The organism is Psychrobacter sp. 1Y4, assembly GCF_051847555.1.
The window spans coordinates 13,094-39,269 of the sequence record NZ_JBPYDE010000011.1 but is presented as its reverse complement, the minus strand read 5'-3'; the positions used below and the strand labels follow the sequence as shown (position 1 = coordinate 39,269).

24 protein-coding genes, 1 tRNA gene and 2 pseudogenes are annotated in these 26,176 nt (G+C 42.5%); 6 read left to right on the top strand and 21 right to left on the bottom strand.

Translation table 11 applies throughout. The features are described from left to right. Positions 1-54 precede the first annotated feature (54 nt). Positions 55-843 (bottom strand): TatD family hydrolase, encoded by a 789-nt coding sequence (locus tag ACS8FC_RS10385; protein WP_439296692.1) that lies wholly within the window; start codon positions 841-843, stop codon positions 55-57. A 159-nt stretch (positions 844-1,002) separates the two neighbouring features. On the opposite strand from ACS8FC_RS10385, the gene ACS8FC_RS10380 reads away from it, so the two are divergent. Beyond that, positions 1,003-1,761, top strand: a complete 759-nt coding sequence (locus ACS8FC_RS10380; protein WP_439296691.1) for an acyltransferase — start codon at positions 1,003-1,005, stop codon at positions 1,759-1,761. 21 nt (positions 1,762-1,782) lie between these two features. Here ACS8FC_RS10380 and ACS8FC_RS10375 read toward each other — a convergent pair whose 3' ends face one another. After that, a complete protein-coding gene (locus tag ACS8FC_RS10375) occupies positions 1,783-3,570 on the bottom strand; it encodes a GspE/PulE family protein (protein WP_439296690.1) in 1,788 nt (595 codons plus the stop codon). 81 nt (positions 3,571-3,651) lie between these two features. Continuing rightward, a complete protein-coding gene (gene tsaA, locus ACS8FC_RS10370; RefSeq protein ID WP_439296751.1) occupies positions 3,652-4,602 on the bottom strand; it encodes a tRNA (N6-threonylcarbamoyladenosine(37)-N6)-methyltransferase TrmO in 951 nt (316 codons plus the stop codon). Positions 4,603-5,148: 546 nt separating this feature from the next. Here tsaA and ACS8FC_RS10365 point away from each other — a divergent pair. Then, positions 5,149-5,922 (top strand): ferredoxin--NADP reductase, encoded by a 774-nt coding sequence (locus tag ACS8FC_RS10365; protein WP_439296689.1) that lies wholly within the window; start codon positions 5,149-5,151, stop codon positions 5,920-5,922. A gap of 146 nt (positions 5,923-6,068) precedes the next feature. Beyond that, a tRNA-Leu gene (locus ACS8FC_RS10360) sits at positions 6,069-6,155 on the top strand. A 212-nt stretch (positions 6,156-6,367) separates the two neighbouring features. On the opposite strand, the gene ACS8FC_RS10355 is transcribed toward ACS8FC_RS10360, so the two are convergent. Then, positions 6,368-7,063, bottom strand: a complete 696-nt coding sequence (locus ACS8FC_RS10355) for a hypothetical protein (RefSeq protein ID WP_439261045.1) — start codon at positions 7,061-7,063, stop codon at positions 6,368-6,370. Between the two features lie 118 nt (positions 7,064-7,181). Then, positions 7,182-9,095, bottom strand: coding sequence for an acyltransferase family protein (locus ACS8FC_RS10350; RefSeq protein ID WP_439261046.1), 1,914 nt, complete (start codon positions 9,093-9,095; stop codon positions 7,182-7,184). 343 nt (positions 9,096-9,438) lie between these two features. On the opposite strand from ACS8FC_RS10350, the gene ACS8FC_RS10345 reads away from it, so the two are divergent. Further along, complete coding sequence (locus tag ACS8FC_RS10345) at positions 9,439-9,690, top strand: transposase (RefSeq protein WP_439296688.1); 252 nt, start codon at positions 9,439-9,441, stop codon at positions 9,688-9,690. A 172-nt stretch (positions 9,691-9,862) separates the two neighbouring features. On the opposite strand, the pseudogene ACS8FC_RS10340 reads toward ACS8FC_RS10345, so the two are convergent. The 9 genes and pseudogenes from ACS8FC_RS10340 to ACS8FC_RS10300 all read right to left on the bottom strand — a co-directional run. Further along, positions 9,863-10,030, bottom strand: a pseudogene (locus ACS8FC_RS10340) (cation transporter); the annotation flags it as partial. 111 nt (positions 10,031-10,141) lie between these two features. Beyond that, positions 10,142-10,198, bottom strand: a pseudogene (locus tag ACS8FC_RS10335) (hypothetical protein); the annotation flags it as partial. 203 nt (positions 10,199-10,401) lie between these two features. Beyond that, complete coding sequence (locus ACS8FC_RS10330; RefSeq protein ID WP_439261048.1) at positions 10,402-10,578, bottom strand: hypothetical protein; 177 nt, start codon at positions 10,576-10,578, stop codon at positions 10,402-10,404. A 137-nt stretch (positions 10,579-10,715) separates the two neighbouring features. Then, the gene (locus tag ACS8FC_RS10325) at positions 10,716-11,192 is read right to left on the bottom strand and encodes a DUF305 domain-containing protein (protein ID WP_439296687.1); all 477 of its coding nucleotides are present in this window, start codon (positions 11,190-11,192) and stop codon (positions 10,716-10,718) included. Positions 11,193-11,287: 95 nt separating this feature from the next. Further along, positions 11,288-12,436 (bottom strand): copper resistance protein B, encoded by a 1,149-nt coding sequence (locus ACS8FC_RS10320; RefSeq protein ID WP_439296686.1) that lies wholly within the window; start codon positions 12,434-12,436, stop codon positions 11,288-11,290. A 25-nt stretch (positions 12,437-12,461) separates the two neighbouring features. Beyond that, positions 12,462-14,165, bottom strand: a complete 1,704-nt coding sequence (locus tag ACS8FC_RS10315; RefSeq protein WP_439296685.1) for a copper resistance system multicopper oxidase — start codon at positions 14,163-14,165, stop codon at positions 12,462-12,464. A 74-nt stretch (positions 14,166-14,239) separates the two neighbouring features. Continuing rightward, a complete protein-coding gene (locus ACS8FC_RS10310) occupies positions 14,240-14,881 on the bottom strand; it encodes a DUF411 domain-containing protein (protein ID WP_439261052.1) in 642 nt (213 codons plus the stop codon). A 90-nt stretch (positions 14,882-14,971) separates the two neighbouring features. Continuing rightward, a complete protein-coding gene (locus ACS8FC_RS10305) occupies positions 14,972-15,568 on the bottom strand; it encodes a c-type cytochrome (protein WP_439296684.1) in 597 nt (198 codons plus the stop codon). A gap of 132 nt (positions 15,569-15,700) precedes the next feature. Continuing rightward, positions 15,701-15,976 (bottom strand): hypothetical protein, encoded by a 276-nt coding sequence (locus ACS8FC_RS10300; RefSeq protein ID WP_439261054.1) that lies wholly within the window; start codon positions 15,974-15,976, stop codon positions 15,701-15,703. 218 nt (positions 15,977-16,194) lie between these two features. On the opposite strand from ACS8FC_RS10300, the gene ACS8FC_RS10295 reads away from it, so the two are divergent. Both ACS8FC_RS10295 and ACS8FC_RS10290 read left to right on the top strand, forming a co-directional pair. Then, a complete protein-coding gene (locus ACS8FC_RS10295) occupies positions 16,195-16,896 on the top strand; it encodes a heavy metal response regulator transcription factor (protein WP_439296683.1) in 702 nt (233 codons plus the stop codon). A 4-nt stretch (positions 16,897-16,900) separates the two neighbouring features. Then, positions 16,901-18,388 carry an ATP-binding protein gene (locus ACS8FC_RS10290; RefSeq protein ID WP_439296682.1) on the top strand — a complete coding sequence of 496 codons (1,488 nt, stop codon included), beginning with the start codon at positions 16,901-16,903 and terminating at the stop codon, positions 18,386-18,388. Between the two features lie 41 nt (positions 18,389-18,429). Here the strand turns inward: ACS8FC_RS10290 and ACS8FC_RS10285 are convergent, their stop codons facing one another. From ACS8FC_RS10285 to ACS8FC_RS10255, 7 genes are all read right to left on the bottom strand, one after another. Beyond that, complete coding sequence (locus ACS8FC_RS10285) at positions 18,430-19,740, bottom strand: arsenic transporter (protein WP_439296681.1); 1,311 nt, start codon at positions 19,738-19,740, stop codon at positions 18,430-18,432. Between the two features lie 43 nt (positions 19,741-19,783). Continuing rightward, positions 19,784-20,542, bottom strand: coding sequence for an arsenical resistance protein ArsH (gene arsH / locus ACS8FC_RS10280; RefSeq protein ID WP_439296680.1), 759 nt, complete (start codon positions 20,540-20,542; stop codon positions 19,784-19,786). After that, the gene (gene arsC / locus ACS8FC_RS10275; protein WP_201595128.1) at positions 20,526-20,936 is read right to left on the bottom strand and encodes an arsenate reductase (glutaredoxin); all 411 of its coding nucleotides are present in this window, start codon (positions 20,934-20,936) and stop codon (positions 20,526-20,528) included. The genes arsH and arsC overlap by 17 nt, the downstream gene beginning before the upstream one ends. 101 nt (positions 20,937-21,037) lie before the next feature. Next, entirely contained in the window at positions 21,038-21,388 is a 351-nt protein-coding gene (locus ACS8FC_RS10270; protein WP_439296679.1) for an ArsR/SmtB family transcription factor, read from the bottom strand. A gap of 347 nt (positions 21,389-21,735) precedes the next feature. After that, the gene (locus tag ACS8FC_RS10265; protein ID WP_439296678.1) at positions 21,736-22,461 is read right to left on the bottom strand and encodes a DUF3726 domain-containing protein; all 726 of its coding nucleotides are present in this window, start codon (positions 22,459-22,461) and stop codon (positions 21,736-21,738) included. A 12-nt stretch (positions 22,462-22,473) separates the two neighbouring features. Beyond that, positions 22,474-24,201: a hypothetical protein gene (locus ACS8FC_RS10260; protein WP_439296677.1), complete on the bottom strand. Its 1,728-nt coding sequence runs from the start codon at positions 24,199-24,201 to the stop codon at positions 22,474-22,476. A 176-nt stretch (positions 24,202-24,377) separates the two neighbouring features. Further along, entirely contained in the window at positions 24,378-26,051 is a 1,674-nt protein-coding gene (locus tag ACS8FC_RS10255) for a BCCT family transporter (protein ID WP_439296676.1), read from the bottom strand. Positions 26,052-26,176: the final 125 nt, after the last annotated feature.

Genomic DNA, 26,176 nt, shown 5'->3' with positions numbered 1-26,176 from the left:
TACGCAGCGAAAAGACTATACAATTAATGACTGACTGGTCATAGCATAACGATTTTAGTGGTACTGTGCTAGTAAATTTTCAAAGTTTTTTGCAGTTAGCGCCCCTACTTCATTGCTACTACAGCCATACATATCGGCCAGATAACTTGCTACATAGGGAACATACGCCGGCTCATTGGGTCTACCACGTTTAGGCACAGGGGCAAGATACGGGCTATCAGTCTCGATCAATATTCTATCTCTAGGCATATTTTTTGCTGCATCTTGAATCATTTGCGCACTCTTAAAACTCACAATACCTGAGAACGAGATATAAAACCCTAAATCCAGCGCACGTTTTGCCGTATCCCAATCTTCGGTAAAGCAATGAATAATGCCGTGTTCAGCACCTTCCGCTTTCAAGATATCGATAGTGTCCTCTTTGGCATCACGCATATGTACGACCAGAGGTTTCTTCAAGCTTTGGCTGGCATGAATATGACGCGCAAGGCTGGCTTGTTGCTCTTTTTTATTCTCTGTTGACCAGTAATAGTCTAGCCCCGTCTCGCCTATTGCCCAGACGTGCTCAGCGTCGGCGGTCTCTATCAAACGCTCGACCGTCGTTGATTGCAATACGCCAATATCTTCACAAGGATGGATGCCCACACTCATGCCTAGGTTTAGCGTCTTATCACCGTAGGTACTGACGATATTGGCAATCTCATCATATTCAGCAAAATCACACATAATTGCCATCGCACGCGTGACGTTGGCCTCTTTCATGGCGGCAATTGCACCGGACAACTGACCGTCATACTTCGTTAAATCTAACCGGTTTAGATGGCAATGGGTATCAGTAAACATAAACAATCTCGTTAATAAGTAAAATCTTTTAAAATATGGATTTGATAATCGTTATGCTATGTATTGCTCTAAATAGCACTGTTTTCAAGCGTTCTTTAACAGCTAACTACTAGGTTAGCTATTAATGGTATTCAAATTAACTTTATTAAAGCTATAGATATGGCAAACACCACCCTAAAGCGCTACCCTAATAATGGCGTATCACTAGCAAAACATCGCACTCTTTATTCATTCATCACAAGCCCTATCATTATGAACCATAAAAAAACCGTTACTCTGCCCCCTATTATAAAGACTCTGCTACCTAAGTATTTGTATAAGCGGCGGTTCTTATTACAGGACAACGGACATGACAATCACATCGATATTGCTACAGATGCGCGTATTATTGGTCATTCAGTCATTACCATTCGTAAAGGCCATGACAATCAAATTACCATTGGTGAGCATGGTAAGTTTAACAAGTTAAAAATCGATATCAATGGCAGTCATAACCAAATAACTATCGCGGAGCATGTCAAATTTTCTGGTCAATTATTAATCGTTGGCAACCATCTCCACATTCATATCGGTGCGCGTACCACTGCCATAGATTGCTATGTTTTGGCACGCGATAAGAGCGTGACTATCGGTAACGCTTGCATGATATCGCGCGGCATTGAAATTCGGGCGACTGACGTCCACAAGGTCTACGATATAGACTCTAATGTGCGACTGAATAATGCTCATGCTGATGTTGTCTTAGGAGATCACATCTGGATTGCTGCCAATGTGACTATCTCTAAAAACGTCACTATCGCTAGCGGTTGTATCATTGCAGCAGGTGCATTTGTAAACAAACCCATTGAGACGCCAAACTGTATGGTGGCGGGTACGCCTGCAAAAATCATTCGCCAAAATGTACGCTGGGAGCGCTAAAAATAGCTTAAACTATGATAGCTAATTAAGTGGCACCACGCGCATGACCTCTTCTATGGTCGTCACCCCTTCACTGATACGCTTCGCCCCAGATAGACGCAGTGGTTGCACGCCTTCGCGGTACGCTTGTTGTTTGAGCGTATCCAAATTGGCATCAGCGGCGACCAGCTTTTTTAGCTCATTCGACAATGGCATGATCTCGTACAGACCAACGCGGCCTTGATAACCTGTATGGCGACAGTGCTCACAGCCCTGCGCCATATAAACTCGTGCTGGCACAGCAGCGCGCCAAGGCTGTACTAGCTCTTGCCATTGGATAGCTGTCTCGCTATCTGGCATGACATCAACTGCCTGCTTGCAATGCGGACATAATGTACGTAACAAGCGCTGCGCCATCACGCCCAAGATAGTTGCCGAAGTCAAAAACGGCTGGACACCCAAATCATGCAAACGAGTCAGGGAGCTTGGTGCATCATTGGTATGCAACGTTGAGAGTACCAAGTGTCCAGTTAGGGATGCCTGCACTGCCATGTTGGCGGTCTCGTTATCACGAATCTCACCGACCATAATAATGTCCGGGTCTTGACGCATTAAAGAGCGGATACCATCAGCGAAGTGCAAATCCACGCCCGTATTGACCTGCATTTGGTTAAAGGCGGGCTCAATCATCTCGATAGGATCTTCGATAGTACAGACATTGACTTGCTCAGTCGCTAGCTGCTTGAGCGTACTGTATAGAGTAGTCGTTTTACCAGAGCCCGTCGGACCGGTGACCAAAATAATGCCGTTTGGATGTGCGGTCAGCTCCTGCCAAGTTTCAAGCTGCTTACCCGACAATCCAAGCTGAGCAAACGAGCGCACCAGTACTTCTGGGTCAAAGACGCGCATAACCAGCTTTTCACCAAAAGCAGTCGGCATGGTAGACAGACGCAGCTCAGTCTCCATTCCATTATGGGTACGGGTTTTTAGGCGGCCATCTTGCGGTTTGCGCTTTTCTGCCACATTAAGACGTCCTAAGATTTTAATACGCGCGGTTACCGCGACTATAATCGCAAGTGGCATCTCATAGACAGTATGCAGCACGCCATCGATACGAAAACGTACTTTGCCTGTCTCACGGCGCGGCTCTAGATGAATATCACTGGCGCGCTGCTCAAAGGCATATTGCAGCAGCCAATCGACGACTTTGACGATATGTTGGTCATTGGCATCTGGATTGGTGTTGTCGCCTAACTGCAATAAAGCCTCAACATTGGTCACATCAGCAGCCGCACGCTTATGCACACTATTTGCCCCGGCAATCGCTTGTGTGACTTGGTAAAACTCTTGCCGATAGCGATTAATTTGTTCAGGATTAATATAGACCGTGCGATAGCTTTTAGATTTAATCAGCTTTTCGATGTTTGTGTGCCAATCGGTATAAAACGGCTGATCGGTACCGATGATGACCTCATTTAATGTAACCTCAATCGGCAAAATATGCTGCGAGCGTGCGTATTCAAAAGACATCAACTGTGTCACCGCTGGCACATCAACCTTTAACGGATCAATACGCACGATTGACATATCTGCTTTGGCTGCCAGCCATTGGTTGAGCCATGCCAGTGTTAATTTATTCTCGGAACTATTATCAAGCGCATGACCATTTGGCAAACCAAATTCACTAATCGTCAGTAGCGGATGCTGCGCCTTATCACGGCGACTAGTAATCACCAAATTATAGCCACGCTGGTCAATCACCCTATCTGCCAATAGTTCATCAAGACACCAACGTAAATCAATCACTATCGAATACTGCTGAGCGGACATATTTTTCTTCTTTCATGGTTAATTGAGTAGCGAAAGCATTACGCTAAACTCTAGAAATTTATAAAATTAATAACTTTGAATTCAATCCACTTCTACAATTGCCGTGATCTGCAACTGCCCTGTCTTTAGCAACTGAAAGCTGACATCTACTGACTTATAACGCATCGTAAACACTTTGTTCATCTCCGTACGGCGGTACGCAGGACGTGGATCTTGCGCGATTAATTCTTTTATATGGTCAATATCAGAGACTAGCAATTGCTTTTGTACTTTGTGGACTAGCCCATCTCTTGAGCTTAGCGAATTTGTTGAGTTTGTTGAATTTATAAAAAGTAATGCAGCATTTTCCGTACCACTATTTGTGTCATTATTTTTATTATTAGCTTTATCAGATTGCTCTACATTAACCTGCTCTACATTAATCAAAGTCATAATCTGCTCATGAGCAGATTCAGTCATCGTCACATCTAGTAGTGTTGGCGCAGTTGGCGCAAAGCCACTCTCCGCATCATCAACAGTATCGCTATAAGCCACATAGGGTTTGATATCGATAATTGGCGTACCATCAATCATATCAGCACCGCTAATGATAAGTAATACGCGACCTTCTACTACCTCAACACGTTCAAGTTTTACCACAGACAACCCTAATCCTGATGGTCGATACATACTGCGACTGGCAAACACCCCTATCTTTTCATTACCGCCTAGCCGTGGTGGTCGTACTTGCGCGCGAAAACTGTCTTGCGCTTTATTGTTGATATGACCATTTTTATTTGCATGGCCGTTTTTATTTATAAAGTTATGATGAAACTGCCAGCTAAGCCAAACATGACTAAACGCTTCTAGTCCTGCAAATGCCGCTGGTGTGTCATAAGGCGCTAACACCTCAATCACGCTAGTCAATGCCACCAAATTTGGCTGTCTTGGCGCCCCAAACTTCTGTGACAGCGGCGCACGATGATAGCCAATAATTGGCGCATGGTGATAGCCTTCTGACGCATAGCCCTCCGGTAGATTGCCCTCTACCATATTGTCACCTGACATAAAAAATCTCCAAAAAAACTTGCCAATAGCGACAATTTGTCTATTCAAAACAGATTTATACAATAAAACAGACTGACTATAAAACAGTCTCATCCAATCATACAAAATTATTTACTAACGATATTCTATTTTATCATGCCCGCTTAGAGCCGCTGAGCGGATTTTTATTTTAAAGTTTGGTATTATGAGCGTGGAATTTATTGAGAATCGTTTGTATTCGTATACTGGCGTCTCTATACATATACTTAACAGGCATTCAGGTCCCCTTATAACGCTTAATAATAATGTTAAAATAGCGGTTTATAATGCAGCCTATTTGCTTGATTCATGATGCTATTGAACTCATAACATCCAAGCTTAATAAGTTTAATATTTCAAATTTTAAGCGGTTGCACTCACTGTCTCTATCATGATTTTGATAATGGTCATAAGCGACATACATTTTTAGTGTATGAATCTACCATTGAAAATTTTAATTTAATACTTATTTAAACCTAATAATGTAGTCAGTAATCTATTAACGAGGACTTTATGTCAAAACTTCGCACCGAAACGGTCACAGAGGTTCATCACTGGAATGACGCTCTATTTAGTATCAAAACCACGCGCGATGATGGTTTACGTTTTCGTAATGGTGAGTTTGCGATGATCGGTCTCGCTATCGATGGCAGACCACTACTACGCGCTTACTCGATCGCTAGTCCTAACTATGAAGAGCATTTAGAATTCTTTTCTATTAAGGTTCAAGACGGTCCATTAACTTCACGCTTGCAGCATATCAAAGTTGGTGACGAGCTATTGGTCAGCAAAAAACCGACAGGTACGTTGGTGCTTGATGATTTACTGCCAGGTAAGCATCTATACATGCTATCAACGGGTACTGGGCTTGCGCCGTTTTTAGCATTGGCACGTGACCCTGAGGTGTATGAGCGCTTTGACAAAATCATTCTGGTCCACGGCGTACGTCATATTGATGATTTGGCTTATCAAGATATGTTTGAAAACGAGCTGCCAAATGACGAAATCTTTGGCGAATGGTACCGCGAAAAGTTCATCTACTATCCGACGGTCACGCGTGAAGCGTTCAGAAACACCGGACGCGTCACTGACTTGATGAAATCAGGTAAACTGTTTGAAGATATTGGCCTGCCACCGATGAATAAAGAAGATGACCGCGTCATGCTCTGCGGTAGTATGCCTTTTAATGCGGAAGTGTCAGAGATATTAGATGGCTTCGGTCTTACTGTGTCACCACGTATGGGTGTACAGGCAGATTATGCAGTCGAGCGTGCCTTCGTCGGATAATTTGGCTAGGGCTGACAACACTAAAATGCAATTTATATAAATATTTCTTGACGGCTCAAAATAGGCTGTTATAATACGCAGCCTATACAGTTAACCCTGTAGTCCAATTCGATAATATTTATCCAATAAACATTATCTTCTAACATGCCAGTGTGATGGAATTGGTAGACATGACGGATTCAAAATCCGTTGCCTTTAAAAGCGTGTCGGTTCGAGTCCGACCACTGGTACCAATACTAAAATACCGCTAACCATAAATCGTTAGCGGTATTTTTTTGCGCGTTGGTTTATAAATCTATGCTAAAAAATCTACAATATAGTTGTTACTAAATAAAATAGAGGCATTGCATTAATATGAGAGACTGGTACAAATTTTTCTTGCGTGCTATATATATTGACTCTATCTCATAGAGCATGTGGAATATAACTTACTCTAAAACCAAATCTATTCAGCTTCATCTATGAGGGTATTTAACGCTTCTGCCATATCGTCATCGATAAGATTGTCTTCAATATAATTGACCAATTGATGTATGGTGCTCAGATCCATCTCTTTAATACCTAAGCTGACCAGCTCTTCGTTGATAGACTCTAAACTTACAACATCTTCAGGGTTGCCCAATAAGTGTTCATCAAATCCAGCATTGACGAACCAATATAGCTTTTCTAGTACGGTGTTTTTTTCGGTCAAGGTAGAATAACCATCGCCTTGGATAAATAAATTAAAATGATAAGGTATCTCTACATCATTGATGAAAAACGTGCGCATACAGTCTATCGTGTAGGCTTGGCTATCACTATTCTCATCGTCTACATTGCCTTCGCTGTTTTCAATCTGCTCTGTGACTAAGCTTCCTACTATCTGATAATCGCCTGTTTTTACCTTGTGATTATAGATGATAGTAGCGTCAGCTATGGCGTCAAAAATGACCGCGCTAACATCTAGCGTATTGTCATCGATATCGTAAAAGGCTTTTAGTGCGGGTAAAAACTCGGTTAACTCATCTTCAGACACTGGCGTGAGAAACTGCTGCTCGTATATGGTTATCATGTCTTCAGGAGCATAAGTATTGACGTTGTCTTCTTCATTTCTGCCGGTAGGATTGAGCGGAATAAGGTTAAAGGGATTGTTATTGGTCATGTATAGTGCCTTGTACTAGAAGTTCGCTGTATTGATAGCTGTGACCACAGTTCTAGCGTATATCGCTAGTTATGACGCCACAATAAGGGGCATACGCCCCCTTTTAGCCCTCAAACAGTTACTTTAACTCAAAGTTATTTATCATAGCTTGGTAATTACTGTGGTTCATAAAGTGTTTTGCAGAATATTTTGAACCTATAACTGAGATATGATCTCCATCAAAAGTGTACGGAACATTAGTTCCATTAACATCGAAAGTGTTATTGTTCTCAAAGAGCATTGTTCTGTCAATATAATAAACATTGTCATGTTTTTGAGATAAATTGTTCAGTCTCATGTTTGCTTTACTTACAAATGTATCATTACCATCGAAAGCATCTATATCAAATGGTTGATCAAAATAAATACTTTTATAAAAACCTTGTAACGGGTTTTTTTTGTAATCATAAGGAGCTGCCATAAGGAATATATTTACATCCAGCTTAGCTGCTTCATCAATCAGTTTTTCCACATCTTTAAACTGTTCAAATTCTAAAGCATTACCCCATGATCCTGCGAATATTAAATTTTCATAATTTTGCATATTTTCTTTCAGGTATTTCCTGTTTAATAAGCATTGCTCATAGGCCTTATTCGTTTTAGAACCTATAAAGTTTTCGGTAAGAGATGGAACACACCAATTGGTAACTATTGATTGAAAGGATGCGTCATTAGCCTTAAATACCTCGTCAAAAAATGGTTCATTATGACCAGCAAAAGAATCACCAAATAGCAATGTTTTGGCATTTTTTTCTTTATTACCTAAATAACAATCAATCCCCTTACTTTGGCTTACCTCAAAACTTGGGTCGTGAGATGAATAAAAACAATAACCGTTATTTCTATAAGGTATTTTTAGGCCATCAATAATATTTTCGTCAGACGCGTTTAACGAAAATCTTTCCTCAACCCCTTTATCTACAAAAACAAAGCTTCCTAGGACGCCAATTGCCAATACCATGTATATAGGCTTGTGCTTTAAATACGTAAATAAGTTGCCAAACTCTCTTCTGAAATTGATTTTTTCAACATATTTGTAGCTCAAAAATCCAAGTAGTATAGAGAGTGCCATACCTAAATAAATATAAGAGCTACTTAGTGAGAAGTAGTATATAGCTACAACAAGTGGCCAATGCCAAAGGTAAATTGAGTAAGACCAAGCTCCTAGTTTTTGGAAGACTATATTACTCGTAATAATACTGTCATTACGCTGTGCTTGGATGATTAGGAACGATCCTAGAACCGGAAATAACGCTAGGTAACCTGGCCAAGGATTTTCTGCTGATATTAAAAAATAAGAGCTGACAACCAAAGCTACGCCTATCCACTCTACAAACTTTTTTCTGCCCTCTTTTAAGGTAAAAGGATAAGAATAAGCAACACCACCAATCAACATCTCCCAGGCTCTGGTAGTCAATAAGAAGTAAGAGGCATTGGGCCATTTGTAAGTAGAAAAAACACAAAATATAAAGCCTAGAACCGTTGCCACTAGTATCATAAGTTTCATAGTCTTTATTGACAGAAACTTGCGCATAGCGACCAGAATCAATGGATAGATAATGTAAAACTGCCATTCTACTGATAATGTCCAAGTATGTAACAGCCATTTTTCAAGAGAAGCTGCATCAAAATATCCAGCTTCCCTCCAGTACATGATATTGGATAAAAAACCTATACTACTGGCAACATGCTTACCTAATACTCTGTAATCAAAGGGCGTAAGGTAAAACCAACCAAAAATCATCAGGACTAAGCAAAGCAATGCTAAAGCAGGAATGATTCTATTGGCGCGAGCAACATAGAATTTTAGAATAGAAAATCTGTCTTGCTCAATCCCTTTAAATATTATTCCAGTCATTAAGAACCCTGAAATTACAAAAAAGACATCAACGCCAGCAAATCCCCCTGGCATCCAAGAAGGGTTGAAATGGAATAGCAGAACAGCGATAACTGCGATTGCCCTAAGGCCATTAATATCTTTTCTAAATTTCATAAGAACACTGTCCAAAAGGTTAATATAAAGTTGTTATAAATATCGCTGTAAATACAATATTGTAGGCTGTACACCAGTCGACTAAGAAGATATTGTCGATGGTATCTTATTTGTATGTGAATGCATAGCTCTACTAGAGCAGTTAATGTCAGTTATGTGCAATAGACATCATTTTATTAAGAAGGTTTAAGGCCAAATTACAAACCTAAGAAACATATACGAGAGATCAGCATAAAAGTTGCTGATGAAAGGTTATAAAAATTCTATGCTCGTATAACTATCTCCTAAACTAATACACCTTAGCCATAGAGTTTTTTATAAAACATCCATAAAACGTTTTAACATGAGCAAACGTATCACTGAAACGCAAATTGTATCCATTTTAAAAGAAGCTGATGTGGGGTTTTCTGCCAAAGAGCTATGCCGTAAATACGATATCACTAGTTTAACCTTCTACAAATGGAAGTCTAAATATGGTGGTATAGAAGCATCTGATGTGAAGCGTCTAAAAGAGCTTAAAGAAAACCGCAGATTCAAACAGATATATGCTGATTTAAGTTTAAAATCTCAGATACAAGAAGAGTTTATAAATTAAAAGATTATAAATTTGACAGTTCAATTATCGTTATAGTCTATAAAAAAGAGCCACCACTGCATGCAGTGTTAGCCCTTTCAAACGGTGTTTCTTATTAGATTATCTTAGGTATTTTTAAACCATATTATGTTCGATCTTGATACCCAGTGCTATTTCGATAAATCCAAACCCCTCAACCTGAGCGCGTTACGTTACCAATCACCGAGACTGACGATAAGCTCATCGCTACCGCTGCTATCATAGGACTTAGCAGCAGACCAAACACCGGATAGAGCACGCCAGCAGCAATCGGTACGTCAAGCGTATTATAGATAAAGGCGAAGAATAAGTTCTGTCTGATGACGGATTTTACTTCCCTGCTGTCCGCGCCTTCTCCATGACTATATGCATGTTTATGGTTGTGGTCGTGATTATTATTGTTTGAGTTAGCAAATTCATTCTCAGGTTGCAGAAATATACCGCATATTGGACAATCGCTCTTTTCAACATCTCTAACTTCTGGATGCATTGGACAGATAAAGATTGTGCCAATGTAGCCAGTAGGTACTTTATCGTACTGTCCGCCTTCTATAGACTTTGTATCGTCAACATGCTTCATAAAATCACTCCTTGAAGACAACGAGTAGAGATTTTGAACCAATTATATCAAGCGCTGATAGCCGTGGTTTCTACTCTGCTTTACCTGCCTAACCATTCAATTGAGCCTCAGACTTAGTCTGGTTTACGCAGATATTTAATCAGTGCCAAAATAGCCAATATCAGTACAGCAAAAACCAGTACCGTAAACAATAGGGAGACTATGGATCTTCCCCACCCCACACCATGCATTGATCCATTCATCATGCTATACATAACAGCATCAGTCATACCATGCATCATAATTACCATTATAAAGCCCCCTTATTTTTATTTCCTTATCCATAGTAATGATATAGTACTGGCGTGTGATCGTATACCTTTCAATGAGCTAGTTACTCGAAAATATCGAATACGTAATACTCAAAGTTGATAATGCTCTATTCTAGTTATTTCAATTCATCAATTAATTGCTGCATCTCATCGATTTCACGCTTTTGTGCTTCGATAATGTCATCGGCAAGCTGGCGTACACGCGGATCTTCGATATCAGCACGGGTACTGGTCAAAATAGCAATCGAGTGATGCGGTATCATCGCTTGCATCCAATCGACCTGATCAACCGTTTGTTGTGATCTAACGCCCCATAAACCAAAGGCAAGTAGTACGACGCTAATCCCATAAATCATAAGATTGACCTTAGTCTTTTTATACATATTGGTCATAAAGGCGAGCATAATAATAGCCATCATAGCGCCCATATATAACGCCATATAAGCTCTAGTTTCGCTAAAATAAACGTGATCCCACTGATAAGTATTAAAATACATCATGATAAACATCACTACTGTCGATGTTAAAATCATGATTGTGAACTTCACATAGGGGTTCATTTGCTTCTGTTTATTATCCATATGATTATTCATATTCTTGTCCTTAATTTAGTAAAAAAGGCACCTAAATGAAGAGGTGCCCGTTTTTAGCGCTAGTGTTATAACTGTTTTTGCTTACATGGTTAACACTAGAACCAAAATTTCACACCAGCTGTCACGCTACTAGAATCAACAGCTTCGTCTTCTTGACGTCGCAAATCTCTTGTGTCGCCTAAAGCGGTCTCATAGCTGATACCCACATAAGGCGCGAGCTGACGACTTAACATCTCGTAAGTAAGCCTAACGTCAGCCCCAAACTCATTAAAGCCTTTAGTAATATGGTTATCCGTATCATCTTTGCTAAATACCGTCAGCTCTACTTCTGGAATCACTACCCAATGCTGATCTAAGCGCCACTCGTACTCCGCAGCTAAATCAAGCCGGACTTGCCCATCAGTATATAAATAAGCTCTAGCATCAGTTTCGATGAAGTAAGGTGCAGTGCCTGCAATACCAGCCATCACGGCAGATTTATCATTTTCGGTATCATAAGCAACACCGGCTTCCCCATTCCAAAAAATACTAAGTGGCTTCCAGTAAGATAATGAGGTTAAGCTATCAATTTCTTTATCATCTTTAGTTTGGATACTACCTTCGCTACGTAGCGTTACGCGGTTGCTGTCTGTACCGTACCACGTATCAAACTCATAATTGATTTGATCATCGTCAAATTGATAACCCAAATCGTCTACTGACACGCCCCATAATGGCAAGGTGCCCATCATTAAAGGCTTACCATGCTCTCCATAAGGAACGCCATTTGAATAATCTGGACTACGAGCATCGGCTGGTGGTTCGCCGCCTTGCATCCCAGACATATCCATACTGCCATGATCCATGCCCGACATATCCATGCTGCTGTGGTCCATACCTGACATATCCATACCACTGTGGTCCATACCTGACATATCCATACCACTGTGGTCCATATCTGACATATCCATACCACTGTGGTCCATATCTGACATATCCATACCACTGTGGTCCATATCTGACATATCACCTGACATGTCCATGCCGCTGTGGTCCATGTCTGACATACCACCTGACATGTCCATGCCACTATGGTCCATATCCGACATATCACCTGACATATCCATGCTGCTGTGATCCATACCAGACATATCCATACTGCCATGATCCATGTGCGACATCTCAGCAGCATTTGCTAAAGGTGACATTAATAACATCAAAGATGACATGCCAATAAACGGTAGACCTACTTTATATACTTTCATAATAAGGCTCATATTCGAAGGTTTATTAAACAACGGCAACTTCTCTAAACATCCCAGCTTCCATGTGATAAAGCAGATGACAATGCCAAGCCCAGCGTCCAACTTCACCCGTAACATCAAAACTAATCTTTTGGGCAGGTTGTACCGTGATCGTATGTTTACGAACCTGAAAGCCACCATCAGGCGCACGCAGATCACTCCACATACCATGCAAATGCATCGGATGATTCATCATAGTGTCATTGACTAAGGTGATACGCACGCGCTCATTAGGTTTGATGTTGACCGGCGCGGCATCCCGAAACATAACCCCATCTAATGCCCAGATGTAACGCTCCATATTACCCGTTAGGTGAATCTCAAGCTCTCTAGTCGGTTTTTGCTGCTCAGCTAAAATATGCTCATCAACAGAGCGCAGTTGACTGTAGTTTAAAACCTGCCGATCAATATTACGTAGATTAATACCCGGATCATCAAGATTCATACGCGGACTATCGACGCGCATATCCGTCTTAAAGTCGTACTCTGTATTGGCATGACGAGCGTCATAACCCTTGTCTCCCATCGCACCCATCATATCAGCCATGGTCAACCATTCAACTTTATCCATAGCAGGTATTGGCGCACGCGCGTCCTTTTTAGTAGCAAGCGTCGTCGCTACATAACCTGTCCGATCGATATTTTGGGCAAATATCGTATGGGCATCTTTAGTTGGCGTAACGATGACATCATAAGTCTCGGCCACTCCAATACGGAAATCATCGATATCGACAGGACTCACATCAATTCCATCTGTCGCGACTACCGTCATTTTTAGACCAGGGATGCGTACATCAAATATCGTCTGCGCTGAGCCATTAATAAAGCGTAGCTTGACTGGCTGACCTGCTTTGACAAGTTGCGTCCAGTTAGCCGCAGTCGTTTTACCATTCATCAAATAAGTAAAAGTCGTTTCACCAGACAGATCCGTAAAATCTGTTGGCATCATGCGCATCTGATTCCACATTTTACGCTTATCAAAAGCAGCTTCTAAATCCGTTGCGGCAATATCAGACAATAGCTTCTTGAAATCTGGCAAATGATAATTATCAAAGTCTGCGCGCTGTTTTAATAGTTTCAGCAAATTGTGTGGGTCACGGTGCGTCCAATCACTGAGTAAAATGACATGATCTTCTTGGGTAGGATGACGCTCGCGTCCTTTTGGTTCGATGACAATGGCCCCGCGCATACCGGTTTGTTCTTGAAATCCAGTATGCGAGTGATACCAATAAGTGCCCGCTTGTTTCAGCGTAAATTTATACGTAAAGGTACTATTGGCTGGGATACCATCAAAGCTGATACCTGGCACACCGTCCATCTCAAACGGTACGAGCAGACCATGCCAATGAATAGAGGTCGATTCATTCATCTGGTTATGGACGCGGATCACTACTGTATCGCCTTCGCGCATTTTTAGCGTTGGCGCTGGTAATGAATCATTTATGAGAGTCGCCATGCTCGACTTGCCGTTAACAATAATGGGCTTTTTGCTGACATAAAGATCAAACTCATTGCCTGTCAATATGGGTACTTTATGCTCGGGCTTATCAGTGTTAATGACGACGTTTTTTTGATTTGCCCCCAAGGCACTATTGGCAATGGTCGGTAACGTCGATAGCATAGACGCGCCAAGTAGCGTAGATGACCCTGTCAAAAAACGCCTGCGGTTAAGCATGCTGTTATTATTCATAATAATGACCTAACTTAATCCATAAAATGGGAATTGAGTTTGTACCAAACGATCTACTTCAAACATCAATCAAACTACAATTGCTGCTGCGGCGACTCAATATCAGCATAGACGCTGGTTGTACCGTCTTTATTGATTTGCATGATTTGATATGGCATAAACTGATTTTGATACTCCATACCAGGGCTACCGACTGGCATGCCCGGTACGGCAAGACCGATAGCATCGCTAGGTGGGTTCTCTAAGAACTGCGCCATGTGCTTAGCAGGGACATGGCCTTCAAAGACATAGCCGTCGGTGGTGACTGCGGTATGGCAAGACTGCATTTGCGGCGGTACGCCATAACGCTCTTTAAATATCGATAAGTCTGCAACGTCTTGCGCGGTAGCGTTTAAGCCATTATCTTCTGCATGGCCTATCCATTCTTTACAACAACCACAATTAGCATCTTTATAGACCGTAGCCGAGACATTTTTAAGAAGCTCTGATTGGTTTATCAAAGGAGCCGTCACCGCTGACAGCTCAGCTTGGGGCTGTGCTATCTGAGCTGATTGTGTCGCAACTGTTGGCTCAGGTTGTACAGGCTGAGAATCAGCAGCGCTCGTATTTGATTGGCTACAAGCCGCTAATAATAATGAAGATGTCGCCATCACTAAAAGAGCACGACCAGATAATTGGTTGTGTTCGCTAGAAAACATATTGGTATAGCGCTTCATAAAGCCACTCCTAAGCGTCTGTTTGTATTTTTGACATTAAAAACTAGGTATTAAAAGCTATAAGACTAAAAACCATGATCTTGAAAACAACTAATGCTGCATTTCAAATCCGTCGTCTGACATATCCATCATGTCGCTATTGAACGACATATCCAGCATATCGTCGTCCAACCTAGTCGTTAGCATGGTGTACTGGCTTTTATCTAATTTAGGTAGCGATCTGATAAAAGCGACCATGGCCCACATTCTATCGTCATCATGCGTTGCACCCCATGCTGGCATTCCAGACGCCATGATGCCATGTTTAATCGCCCAAAACCCTTGTCTAGCACCAGCCTGCGCTTGATAACGCGCAACAACATCAATATTGGTAAAATTAGGTGGCTTTGGATATAAGCCTTGACTAAGGTCAGTCTGTTCTACGCCAGGAGACAAATGACAGCCTGCACACATGTCTTTATAATCTGCACCGCCACTGCTAATCATGTCCACCTGTTCTAAATCTGGAACGATGATATCTTTACTCGCATTTTCTATAGAACGATTACGAGCTGTTTCCAAGAAATTGTAGACCATTGGACTATGCTCTTGATCGGCGCCAATATTTATAACACCACCAGTAATGACAGCAAAAACACCAGTAATTGCGACAACAAGGGTAAAAATTATCCCCAATAAGAATTTCATGTACTTATCCTAAAAATCTATTTTTGTTAATACACCACTATTATTTAGTAAGGCTGTTTACTTAATAAAACTGCTTATTCAGTAAAGCTGCCTAATAGTGATGTATGTTTCATAGGACTATATTTAAAATTCTTAAGATTTACTGTCATTACTTCCGTTGTCACTACTGACGCAGTGTTTTTGATAAATCTGTTTCATTTTGCCCATATTGGCCATCATTGCTTTCATAGCAGGGTCGTTCATATCCATCTTACTATGATCCATCTTTTGCATCATTTGCATATGTTTTTCCATCTTTTTACAGTTCATTTGATCCTTTTCGGCATGGAATTTGGGATCATGAGCCATAGCAGACGTTGAAACGACTAGAGCAACAGCAGTGATGATGATTGATTTGGTTGAGTACATGGTAAACCCTTATTTTTTGGTGAAAAGCCATGTTACTGGCTTAGATTATGTCTTATTTATTCTGACTGCTAGATGACAATAAGATGACAATTTTGTCATCTTCGTCGCTTTAGATTTTCATGCCGAGTATACTCCTTTAGTATGAAGACCACAGTAAGGCTAAAAGTAATAGCGAGAACGAGCCGCATTAAATTGATCCGCCTAATGGAGGCCAGCCTATGAAAGTATTGCTAGTAGAAGATGAGATAAAGCTTGGTGAGTACATAAAAAAAGGGCTCAGCGAAGCCGGCTTTATCGTTGACCATCAGACCACAGGACTCAACGGCTATCATGCTCTTATGACCGAAGACTTTAATGTCATCATCATGGACGTGATGTTGCCTGATATTAGTGGCTTTGAGCTAGTATGCAATTATCGAGCCGCTGGCAAGCATACGCCTGTCTTATTTTTAACGGCAAAAGATGAGTTAAGCGATAGGGTCAAAGGTATTGAAATCGGTGGCGATGACTATCTAACCAAGCCTTTTGCCTTTGCAGAATTAATAGTCAGAATAAAAAGCCTACTAAGACGCGCCAATCAAGCAGATTATCAAAGTACGATTATGCAAATAGCGGATCTAAAAATGGACATTGCCAAGCGCACTGTGCATAGAGGCGACAGCGCTATTAAACTGACGGCAAAAGAGTTTGCTTTATTACAGTTTATGCTTGAGCGTCGCGGTGAGGTACTGCCGCGCTCCGTCATTGCCTCGCAAGTATGGGACATGAATTTTGATAGCGATACCAATGTCATCGATGTGGCTATAAGACGTCTGCGACTCAAAATCGATGATGGCTTTAATACAAGACTGATCCATACCGTGCGCGGCATGGGTTATAAATTGGACGTTTTAGATACACATGATACAGACGTTGAATAAATCGATGTTAAATAAAACACCACCTAATGATACTCAAGCGAAATCTGATAATCGGCGCTGGCCTTTATTATGGCGCACGATATTTTTACTAACCTTCTTCGTGATTCTCTCACAAGTAGTGATTTATATCTGGGTGCAACGTTCTGTCAAAGGTCACTTTGAGGAGATGGACGCGGAGATTATCACCCATGCTGCTTTTGATTTGCGTCAGCGTCTAACTGATTTTAATGATCAAACGGCTACCTCTAACTTATCTACCCTCACAGTTCCAGCAGACAACGACCATTTGCACCCCTCTTGGCGCGATTATGATTTAAAAAAAGTCATTGCTGATAAAGAGGGGCAGCTTTTGACCAGCATACCCAGCCGCTTTGTCGACGATTTGCCAGCCAGCTTTAATATATTATCATTATGGAAAGAGCATCAGGAGCAGCAGTTCGTCGTTGAGATAAACGATAGAAATTATCGAGCCATCATTATCAAAGACCACCATACCTTGGCATTTATCGCCCTACCCATCGATATTCATCACCAATATTTATTACAGTTCAACCGTCAGCTTAGTATGATCTTAATGGCCATTACCCTATTGTTAGTCTCCGTGGCAGCATTAAGTGTTTACTGGGGCTTTGCGCCTCTATCTACTATTATGCAAAAGATGAAAGGCATCAACCCTGAACGGCTGGATGAAAGAATTAACGCTCATGACATGCCATTGGAGCTGCGTCCGCTTGCTGAATCCTATAACTTAATGATGGGCAAGCTTGAGAGCAATTTTGCCTCCCTGCTACGCTTCTCTGACAATATTGCCCATGAGCTGCGCACCCCACTTGCGACCCTTAGCACCCAAACACAGGTAATGCTCAGTAAACCTAGAGATAGCGCTGAGTATATCGAGCAGCTGCATCACCAGCATGAAACTTTAGAGCAGTTATCGAGTCTGATTAATAATATGCTCCTGCTCGCTAAGACTCAAAAGGGGCTGAGTGACTCGCAGCTTAGTACTGTCGATACTGACAGGCTGATTGGCAAACTTGTCGATTATTTTGAGCTGATCGCCGATGAGCGCGGTATCACTTTTGACAAATTAGGAGACTTTGGCAGTGTGTTAGGTGATGAAGGGTTGCTGCAAAGGCTGTTTGCCAATCTACTATCAAATGCTATCTATTATGCGGCTAACGATAGCGTCATTACTATTGCCGCGCATAAAATGGCCATGATTGACAAAGACAACTTATCAAAAAATGTTACATCTTGCACAAAAAAACAGTCATTAAAAATAACCATTACCAATCGTTTGGACGAGCCACTGGCACAAAGCGATGCGGATAAGTTATTTGAGCGGTTTCATCGTCACGATCAAACCAAGGCTATGCACGCAGGATCAGGTCTGGGATTATCCATTGTGCAAGCTATCGTCAACGCCCATAACGGCAAAGTCAGCATTACTATCAAAGATGATTATTACTTCCAAGTTGAGGTGATTTTGTAGCGAGCACTGTATCGGTTTTAAAGCGAATCAACTATAGCTTCTTAATAACTCGGTAGCATCGGCAACCAAAACACCAAGGCCAACAGCGTGGCTAATAATACTGGCGGCGTAATGAGCAGCCCGATTTTCATATACTGCCCCCAGCTTATTTTATAGTCTTTCTCTGCCAATACATGCAGCCATAACAAGGTCGCAAGGCTACCAATGGGCGTAAACTTCGGCCCCAAATCATTGCCAATCACATTAGCATATATCATCAGCTCGCGAGTCGCTGCGGGTACTTGCGCGCTATCAATAGCCAGTGCACCAACTAAGGTAGATGGCATATTATTCATTATAGAAGCCACGATAGCCGAAAGGAATCCAGTCCCCAACGTTGCGATAACGACACCCTGCTGCCCTAACCAATTCAGTATTTGGGCACCATAAGCCGTCAGTCCTGCGTTACCCAAGCCATACACCACCAAATACATACCCACAGAAAACAAGACGATTTGCCAAGGCGCGTTACGTACGACATCAGACACCGAAACAACGGCATCTCGTCCGCCTTGCCACCAGCGGCCTGCAATAGCCATTAATACCAATGCCGCCGCACCAGTTACGAGGGAGATAGGAATACCTAGTGACTCGGTGGTAAAATAAGCAACCAATAACAAGGCAAGCAGCGGAAAAGCGGCTTTAAAAACCAACGGATCTTCAATAGCGGATGCAGGCGCGCTAAGATTGGCAATGGAATAGTGTTTTGGGATTTGGCGGGCATAGACCACCCACAGCACTGCTAATGTCGCGATGACAGAGACAATATTTACCGGCACCATGACCGCCGCATAACGTCCAAAGCCAATATCAAAATAATTGGCGCTGACGATATTAACCAGATTAGAAGTCACTAACGGCAGGCTCGCGGTATCAGCGATAAAGCCTGTGGCGATGATAAAAGCCAATGCCGATGGCGGTGAAAACTTAAGCCGTAGCAAGATAGCGATGACAATCGGTGTTAGGAGTAATGCAGCCCCATCATTGGCAAAAAACGCCGAGATAAACGCGCCCAATATTACAATCATGGGAAACAACAACCGTCCCTGCCCATTGCCAAGTCTGGCCACATGTAGCGCCGCCCAACCAAAAAATCCTGCTCTATCTAAGATAAGCGAGATGATAATTAGCGCTACAAAAGTAAAGGTCGCATCCCAAACGATGTCCCATACAATACCGACATCGGATAACTGCACCACGCCAAAAGCTAAGGCGATTAAAGCCCCACCCAGCGCGCTCCAACCAATACCCAAGCCTTTAGGCTGCCATATCACCAAAATCAAAGTCACGATAAAGATAGTTAATGCGAGCATGGAGCAACCTTATTTACAGCGTGTTGATTATAACTAGGAGATATTACAGCGACTTTTGATTGACACGTTGCGACACTGCTTCAGCACTTTCCACCCGCTCAGAGTATCTATCTGTCAAATAGGCTGAACGTCCACGAGTGAGCCAAGTAAACTTTACCAGCTCTTCACAGACATCAACGAGGCGCAGATATAAGGGCGACTTGTCCATGCGATTATCGTCGTTAAACTCTAAAAAGGCTTTAGGGATAGACGATTGATTAGGGATAGTAATCATACGCATCCAGCGCCCCAGAATGCGCAGCTGATTGACGGTATTAAAGCTTTGACTGCCACCGCTCACTTGCATCACCGCTAAGGTTTTACCCTGAGTTGGTCGTACGCCGCCCAGTGCGAGTGGTATCCAATCGATTTGTGCTTTCATAATGCTAGTCATACTACCGTGACGCTCTGGACTCACCCACAGCATACCCTCTGACCACTGCGCCAACTCGCGCAGCTCTTGCACCTTTGGATGATCGATATCAGCATCATCTGGCAGCGGTAGACCCGATGGATTAAACATCCGTACCTCGCAGCCATACCAACGCAGCAGCCGACTTGCTTCTTCAGCCGCCAGCCTGGAAAACGAGCGCTCACGTAATGACCCGTATAGCACCAGTATCTTAGGCGGATGACGTGGGTCAGTTGGCGCAATCAGCGATTCAATATCGATCGGTTGTAATTGATTGGCATCAATATTGGGCAAGTCATCTAGCTTCAATGAATCCTCTGCGTGAGGCTGATTTTTATTCGCTTTTGTCATGATAAATCGTCTCGCCGTCTTCTTTTGTAAAACTGCTCACTGGGTTTTCTAATAATTCAAACACTCGCTCTGATGGTCGGCATAACGCTGCGCCTTTATCTGTGACCACGATAGGACGGTTAATTAAGATAGGATGGGCAATCATTGCATCGATAATTTGATCATCAGATAACTCAGGCTTATCTAAGCCCAACTCATCATTGATGGTTTCTTTGCTACGTAGTAACTCTCTTGGCGAGATATTCATCTTCGATAGCAACGCAACCAACTCATCACGGCTCGGCGGGGTTTTTAGATACTCCACCACTTCTGGCTGCTCACCTGATGCCTTTATGATGGCAAGCGTATTGCGAGAAGTACCGCAGTTTGGATTATGAAAAATTAATGGTTTCATAGCGATTTAACCTATTTTTTGGGTATGGTTATTAAGAATTTATTTATTAAAATCTTTTTATTGAATCAGTTATTAGCTTAGCGCTGGCTTTAAAAAATTTCTTAATTATTAGGTTTAGCAATTTCACAGCCGCCTAAGCTATCCATCAGCGAGGCACACAATTCTGGATGGCCCGCACAGCAATCTTGCAATAAAAACTGTACGACAGCTTCCATATGCGTAAGGGATGCACGATAGATTATCTGACGACTTTGACGTTTTGACACCACCCACCCTGCCCGCGCCAGCACCGATAAATGCGCGGACATGGTGTTATGTGGCACAGACAGCTGACGGGCTATTTCACCCGCAGGTAAACCCTCAGGCTCTTGACTGACCAGTAGTTTAAAGGCTTTAAGACGAGTGTCTTGAGAGAGCGCCGCAAAGCTTGCGATAGCAGTTGTTATTTCCATACGTCCAATAATACAGACATATCAGAATATTTCAATAAACAATAAATGAAAAATGTTTATAAGTAGCATTTTAAAGCTTTCGATAATCCAATTTTTAACAACGTACAACCCACAGCAAAAAACCCGCTAAAACAATTTAGCGGGTTTCTAATGTCAATAAACAAGTCAGGCTATCAACTAACAGTCTACAAAATAAATTGCCTTACACTGCCCAACAAGAGCAACTAAATATATTAAAAAAATATTTAAAATTAGATACTTCCGTTCTAGTAATATTATTCTAAGTCCGACACTCCAAGAACGACGTGTCCCAAGCGCTTGATTTAAAAAATGAAAATCAGTCAAGTTTACACCCCGCCAGCGCCTTTGCTCGATACCTCGCTGTTTTCTACCAGTATGGCGGCCGCTGTTTTTTTGAGTATCGCCCACTGCTCATCATCGACATGAATACCCTCTTTCCATGAGCGCTTATGGTTGGCATACAATTCATCCGTCGATATTTTATGATCAAAATGTTCGATTTCTTGTTCAATATCGAAGTTAGCAGTCGCCAGCTCAATGATCATATCGTTGGTATTGTAGTTGGCTTGAGCCTTATTAAAGAAGTAAATATCAGGATAGACAAAGCCTTGGTTTAGGGTAAGTAAAGTATGCTTGGGCACCGTGCCATTATCCCATTTTGCTAGGCAGGCAATGCCATTATCAGCGAGCTTGACCAGCTCACTATAAGCCAGCCAACGATTATGGCAGTTCATTATATAAATCTGAAAATGCTCCAAATCACCCATTTTCTCTAGTGCGTAGTCCATGATGGCAGGCAAATGACAAATCAAACTGCTGTCATGCAAATCAAAGCGAATCGCGCCAGTCTCTTGATGGACAATATCGATAGGCGTATCTTGTTCAGATAAAATAAAAGGGGTGGCATTATTAAAATGGCGTACACCGTCCAGCCCTGCCATCTCCAGCTCAGCGACCATTGAAGCAATAACATCAGCTTCGCCTACTTCGCGGTGCATACCAGTAAAGGCTTTATACACCATTGCTACGATTTCATTATGCGATACAATCATGTTTAAACCTCCCTACTGTGTGAATGGCTGTTTGATTGACGACTCTTCTTTTGACAAATTGGGCAATAACGGAAACAGCCATTCATCACTATGCACCTCGCTAAATAAAGGCGCACCTTGAAACAAAGTAATTCGCACCCATCGATCAGATCTGGGATCGAACTTGGTCGCGCCAAACATCGATAGCTTACAGCGTAGCAGATGCATGGGCGGTGTGTGTTTATTCAAAACATTCATCTGAATATCACCCATTTTTTTATGTCCCATGGTCCATACGCGGCGCGCGATAGAGCGGTACTTAGGTTTGCTTAACATAAACTCGGATATGAGCTGCTGTGGATCGGCTTGCTGCAATGCTGAGTATAGTTTTTTGGTTTGCCGAGCGATGTCTAATGACAGCTCTCGATCGTCGCCAGGCTCTTGACCGCGCACACCCATACGTGGCTCTTCTTTATCCACCGAGCGATACCAAAACCAATAGCGATTTTCAGGCTCATCAAAATCAATAGTAATTGCCCATTGATAACGTGATTCTAATACATCAAGTAAATCTTGAATCACTTTACCCTTCGGTAATGATAAGCTTTCATCGGCATTCACCTTTTCTTGGAACGAATCTACACGTTCAGGATATAGCTCCATTAAGCAAGAAATAATAACTTCTTGGCTCTCAAAACTTAAATGATCATGAGCTTGCAGAAACTCCGCCCATGTTTTATGACCTTCAATCATGTTCATAAGCTTACTTTGTAATACACTCAACTCTATAACGACGGTCGCGTTCAATTGATCTTGCTGCTCATTGATAGTAACGATTTCGGTAAAATGCTGAATCGCACGTGTCAACAAGCTTGAAAAATATGCCGCCTTTTCTGCTTCAATAGCACAGACCAAAGTCGCTTGTACGGCTTCTTCACGAGTGGTGAGCCACTGATCGACGATACAAGGGTGATTGATTAGATACGGTGCCATACCCAGACCCGTCGCGTTACCGATTCCTAGATAACGCTTAATCTCTGGATGGAGCGCGACTGCTTTATTACCGCCTTTTTTCTTGGCTAAAAAATCAACCCAATCAAGGCTAAACTCGCGCAATAGATAAACTGCACACATCTGCGCGCGAAACGACTGATTAAAATCTTCGCTATGATCTAATGGCTTAAAATCATAAATACCAAATTTGCCGTTTCCATAGACTGCCGTGGTACGCAGGATATAACCGACTTGTGCGAGCACCTCAAGGTCAGGCTGCTGACCATCAGCTAAGGCGCTCACGATATGATCAAACACTCGCACGCTTTTATTAGCGCGTGCCAGCACCATCACCATGTTGGAATTGCGACCTGCTTCTTGTAGCGGTACATTGGCTTTGAGATTATCGAGTAGCTCCTGACCAATCTCCCCAAATACGAGGCCAAAGGTGACATCCCATTTTTGAGCGATCACTCGATCATTACGCTCGTCATCGGCCAGCTCATTACAAAACACCACCAGATGATAAGTATGCTCAGGGGTTTGCAGACGGTAGATCACTTGTCCATAACCCTTGTCATCCAAATCCCACAGATGCGTACTCAGTGTCCATTTTTCTCTATCAATTTTACGCAGTAATGTACGTACAAAGCTGATACGCGTCTGGTGCATAGCACCCAGCCGCTCAGCATTCATGACCACATCGGGGCTGCGTAAAGACAGTGTCGCTACGTCAATGCTCTCATTGTTTGCGTGAACCAAATTCATAATGCCACTACCTTACATAATATGTCAGACCAGTTGACTGGCTGACCGTTTTAACGAAGTGCTTTTAATCAAAGCCATTTAAAAACCAACCATTTTAATCAAACCACTGTAAATAAATTACTATCATAATCAACATGTTATACACAATATATCTATTATTATAGTTGTTCAACAATTTACTTTTCTTCAATAATTTTTTGTTTAGCGAGCTCTTCCTCCGCCTTGCGATGATTGACCACAACCTTGTTAGGACGATACAAATCTTGATCGCGTGCCATTTGCTGGGCGATTTTTGGTCCGTTCCATAGAGACGGCAGCAAAACAAAAGATACAGGAACCGCAGTAATGACAATAAAGGACTGCAAGGCGCTCACACCGCCTGAACCAAGCGAAATCAATACAATAGCAGTAACCCCCATCATGATGCCCCAGAAGGTACGAATCATAGCGTTTGGCTCACGCTCGCCACTGATGACGACACTAATGGTATAGGTCATCGAATCCCCTGTCGTCACGATAAAGATCGTGGTCAAGATTAAAAACAGAATTGAGGTAATCAAAGGAAACGGTAATTGCTGCGTGACCGCTAATAGCGCACCTGGCAAATTAAAGCCTTCAAAGGCGGCGCTCACACTGCCCGGATTGGCAATCTCAAACGCCAGTCCCGAACCGCCAACGATGGTGAACCAAAAACAGGTGACAAGCGGTGCAATGATACATACTGTGGTAATCAACTCTCGAATGGTACGACCACGTGAAATACGAGCAATAAAGATAGCCATCATCGGGCCATAGCCCAAAAACCAGCCCCAAAAGAACACCGTCCACCAGCTCAGCCAGCCTTCATCACCGCGATAGGTTGCCATCGGGATAAAGTTATCGATCAAGCTACCGACACCTTGAATATAGCCATTAACAATAAAGTTGGTCGGGCCAAAGATCAAAATAAACACCATCAGTGCAAAAGCCAGCGTAACGTTAAAACGGCTTAAGAGCTGCATACCGCGCGTCAGTCCACTAATTGCTGAGATGGTATAAAGCGCAATAGCGAATACGATAATAATTAGCTGAGTGGTAAAGGTATCAGGGATACCAAATAACTCATTGAGCGCATAGCTGGTCTGCAAACCCAAAAATCCAATAGGACCGATGGTGCCCGCCGCCACCGCGACGATACAACAAGCATCGATAATGGCGCCAGCTTGACCCGTCAGTACACGCTCACCAAACACAGGATAAAGTAAGGTACGCGGCTTAAGTGGTAAGCCTTTGTCATAATGCAGATGCATCACTACAATAGCGGTCAAGCTGCCCACAATCGACCACGCCAAAAAGCCCCAGTGCATAAAAGACTGTGACAAAGCATTGAATGCACGTTGTTGTAAGTCTGGTGACTCACCATATAAAGGCGGCGCCGTCACATAATGCGCAATAGGTTCAGCGGCCGCCCAAAAGACCCCGCCGCCAGCAAGTAGCGTACAAAAAAGAATGGCCATCCACTTAAAGCTGTCCATCTCTGGCACAGGCAGATTACCCAAAATAACTCGTCCTGTGCGGCCAGCACCAACAGCCAAAGCAATGACGAAAGTCGCTAATAATAGTATCTGCCAAAAGGGACCAAAAATATTGACCGACCAAGCAAAGCTGACATTGACGATTTGTGCTAATTGCTCCTCAGCAAAGATAGCCATCAAAACAAAGAGGGTAATAAAACCGCCACTGTACCAAAACGCTGGATTTTTAAGACCTAAGGTATCGGACGGCCCCTCTACATGGGTTAAGGTGCCTGTTGTTTTGTCGACGTCTGAGCGTCCTTGCTCATCGCTATTAAATCCCTTTAAATCGGCCATGATGTGGCTCCATATGCTAACGTTACATTGTTTAAATCAGAGGTATAGTCAATCCACTATAAAAATGAAAGAGTTTTAACGCTATAAAACGTCGTTTGTCTTATAGCGCGTTGGAGTGATGGCTT

Bases quoted from the DNA above. Each gene is read 5' to 3' on its own strand.
- ACS8FC_RS10380 (WP_439296691.1), top strand. From the start codon at position 1,003: ATGGCAAACACCACCCTAAAGCGCTACCCTAATAATGGCGTATCACTA.
- ACS8FC_RS10270 (WP_439296679.1), bottom strand. From the start codon at position 21,388: ATGGAAATAACAACTGCTATCGCAAGCTTTGCGGCGCTCTCTCAAGAC.
- tsaA (WP_439296751.1), bottom strand. From the start codon at position 4,602: ATGGTAGAGGGCAATCTACCGGAGGGCTATGCGTCAGAAGGCTATCAC.
- ACS8FC_RS10345 (WP_439296688.1), top strand. From the start codon at position 9,439: ATGAGCAAACGTATCACTGAAACGCAAATTGTATCCATTTTAAAAGAA.
- ACS8FC_RS10265 (WP_439296678.1), bottom strand. From the start codon at position 22,461: ATGATTGTATCGCATAATGAAATCGTAGCAATGGTGTATAAAGCCTTT.
- ACS8FC_RS10300 (WP_439261054.1), bottom strand. From the start codon at position 15,976: ATGTACTCAACCAAATCAATCATCATCACTGCTGTTGCTCTAGTCGTT.
- ACS8FC_RS10350 (WP_439261046.1), bottom strand. From the start codon at position 9,095: ATGAAATTTAGAAAAGATATTAATGGCCTTAGGGCAATCGCAGTTATC.
- ACS8FC_RS10320 (WP_439296686.1), bottom strand. From the start codon at position 12,436: ATGAAAGTATATAAAGTAGGTCTACCGTTTATTGGCATGTCATCTTTG.
- arsC (WP_201595128.1), bottom strand. From the start codon at position 20,936: ATGAAACCATTAATTTTTCATAATCCAAACTGCGGTACTTCTCGCAAT.
- ACS8FC_RS10285 (WP_439296681.1), bottom strand. From the start codon at position 19,740: ATGCTCGCATTAACTATCTTTATCGTGACTTTGATTTTGGTGATATGG.
- ACS8FC_RS10305 (WP_439296684.1), bottom strand. From the start codon at position 15,568: ATGAAATTCTTATTGGGGATAATTTTTACCCTTGTTGTCGCAATTACT.
- ACS8FC_RS10375 (WP_439296690.1), bottom strand. From the start codon at position 3,570: ATGTCCGCTCAGCAGTATTCGATAGTGATTGATTTACGTTGGTGTCTT.
- ACS8FC_RS10355 (WP_439261045.1), bottom strand. From the start codon at position 7,063: ATGACCAATAACAATCCCTTTAACCTTATTCCGCTCAATCCTACCGGC.
- ACS8FC_RS10315 (WP_439296685.1), bottom strand. From the start codon at position 14,165: ATGAATAATAACAGCATGCTTAACCGCAGGCGTTTTTTGACAGGGTCA.
- ACS8FC_RS10260 (WP_439296677.1), bottom strand. From the start codon at position 24,201: ATGAATTTGGTTCACGCAAACAATGAGAGCATTGACGTAGCGACACTG.
- ACS8FC_RS10365 (WP_439296689.1), top strand. From the start codon at position 5,149: ATGTCAAAACTTCGCACCGAAACGGTCACAGAGGTTCATCACTGGAAT.
- ACS8FC_RS10330 (WP_439261048.1), bottom strand. From the start codon at position 10,578: ATGGTAATTATGATGCATGGTATGACTGATGCTGTTATGTATAGCATG.
- ACS8FC_RS10385 (WP_439296692.1), bottom strand. From the start codon at position 843: ATGTTTACTGATACCCATTGCCATCTAAACCGGTTAGATTTAACGAAG.
- ACS8FC_RS10255 (WP_439296676.1), bottom strand. From the start codon at position 26,051: ATGGCCGATTTAAAGGGATTTAATAGCGATGAGCAAGGACGCTCAGAC.
- ACS8FC_RS10310 (WP_439261052.1), bottom strand. From the start codon at position 14,881: ATGAAGCGCTATACCAATATGTTTTCTAGCGAACACAACCAATTATCT.
- ACS8FC_RS10325 (WP_439296687.1), bottom strand. From the start codon at position 11,192: ATGAATAATCATATGGATAATAAACAGAAGCAAATGAACCCCTATGTG.
- ACS8FC_RS10290 (WP_439296682.1), top strand. From the start codon at position 16,901: ATGTTAAATAAAACACCACCTAATGATACTCAAGCGAAATCTGATAAT.
- ACS8FC_RS10295 (WP_439296683.1), top strand. From the start codon at position 16,195: ATGAAAGTATTGCTAGTAGAAGATGAGATAAAGCTTGGTGAGTACATA.
- arsH (WP_439296680.1), bottom strand. From the start codon at position 20,542: ATGACAAAAGCGAATAAAAATCAGCCTCACGCAGAGGATTCATTGAAG.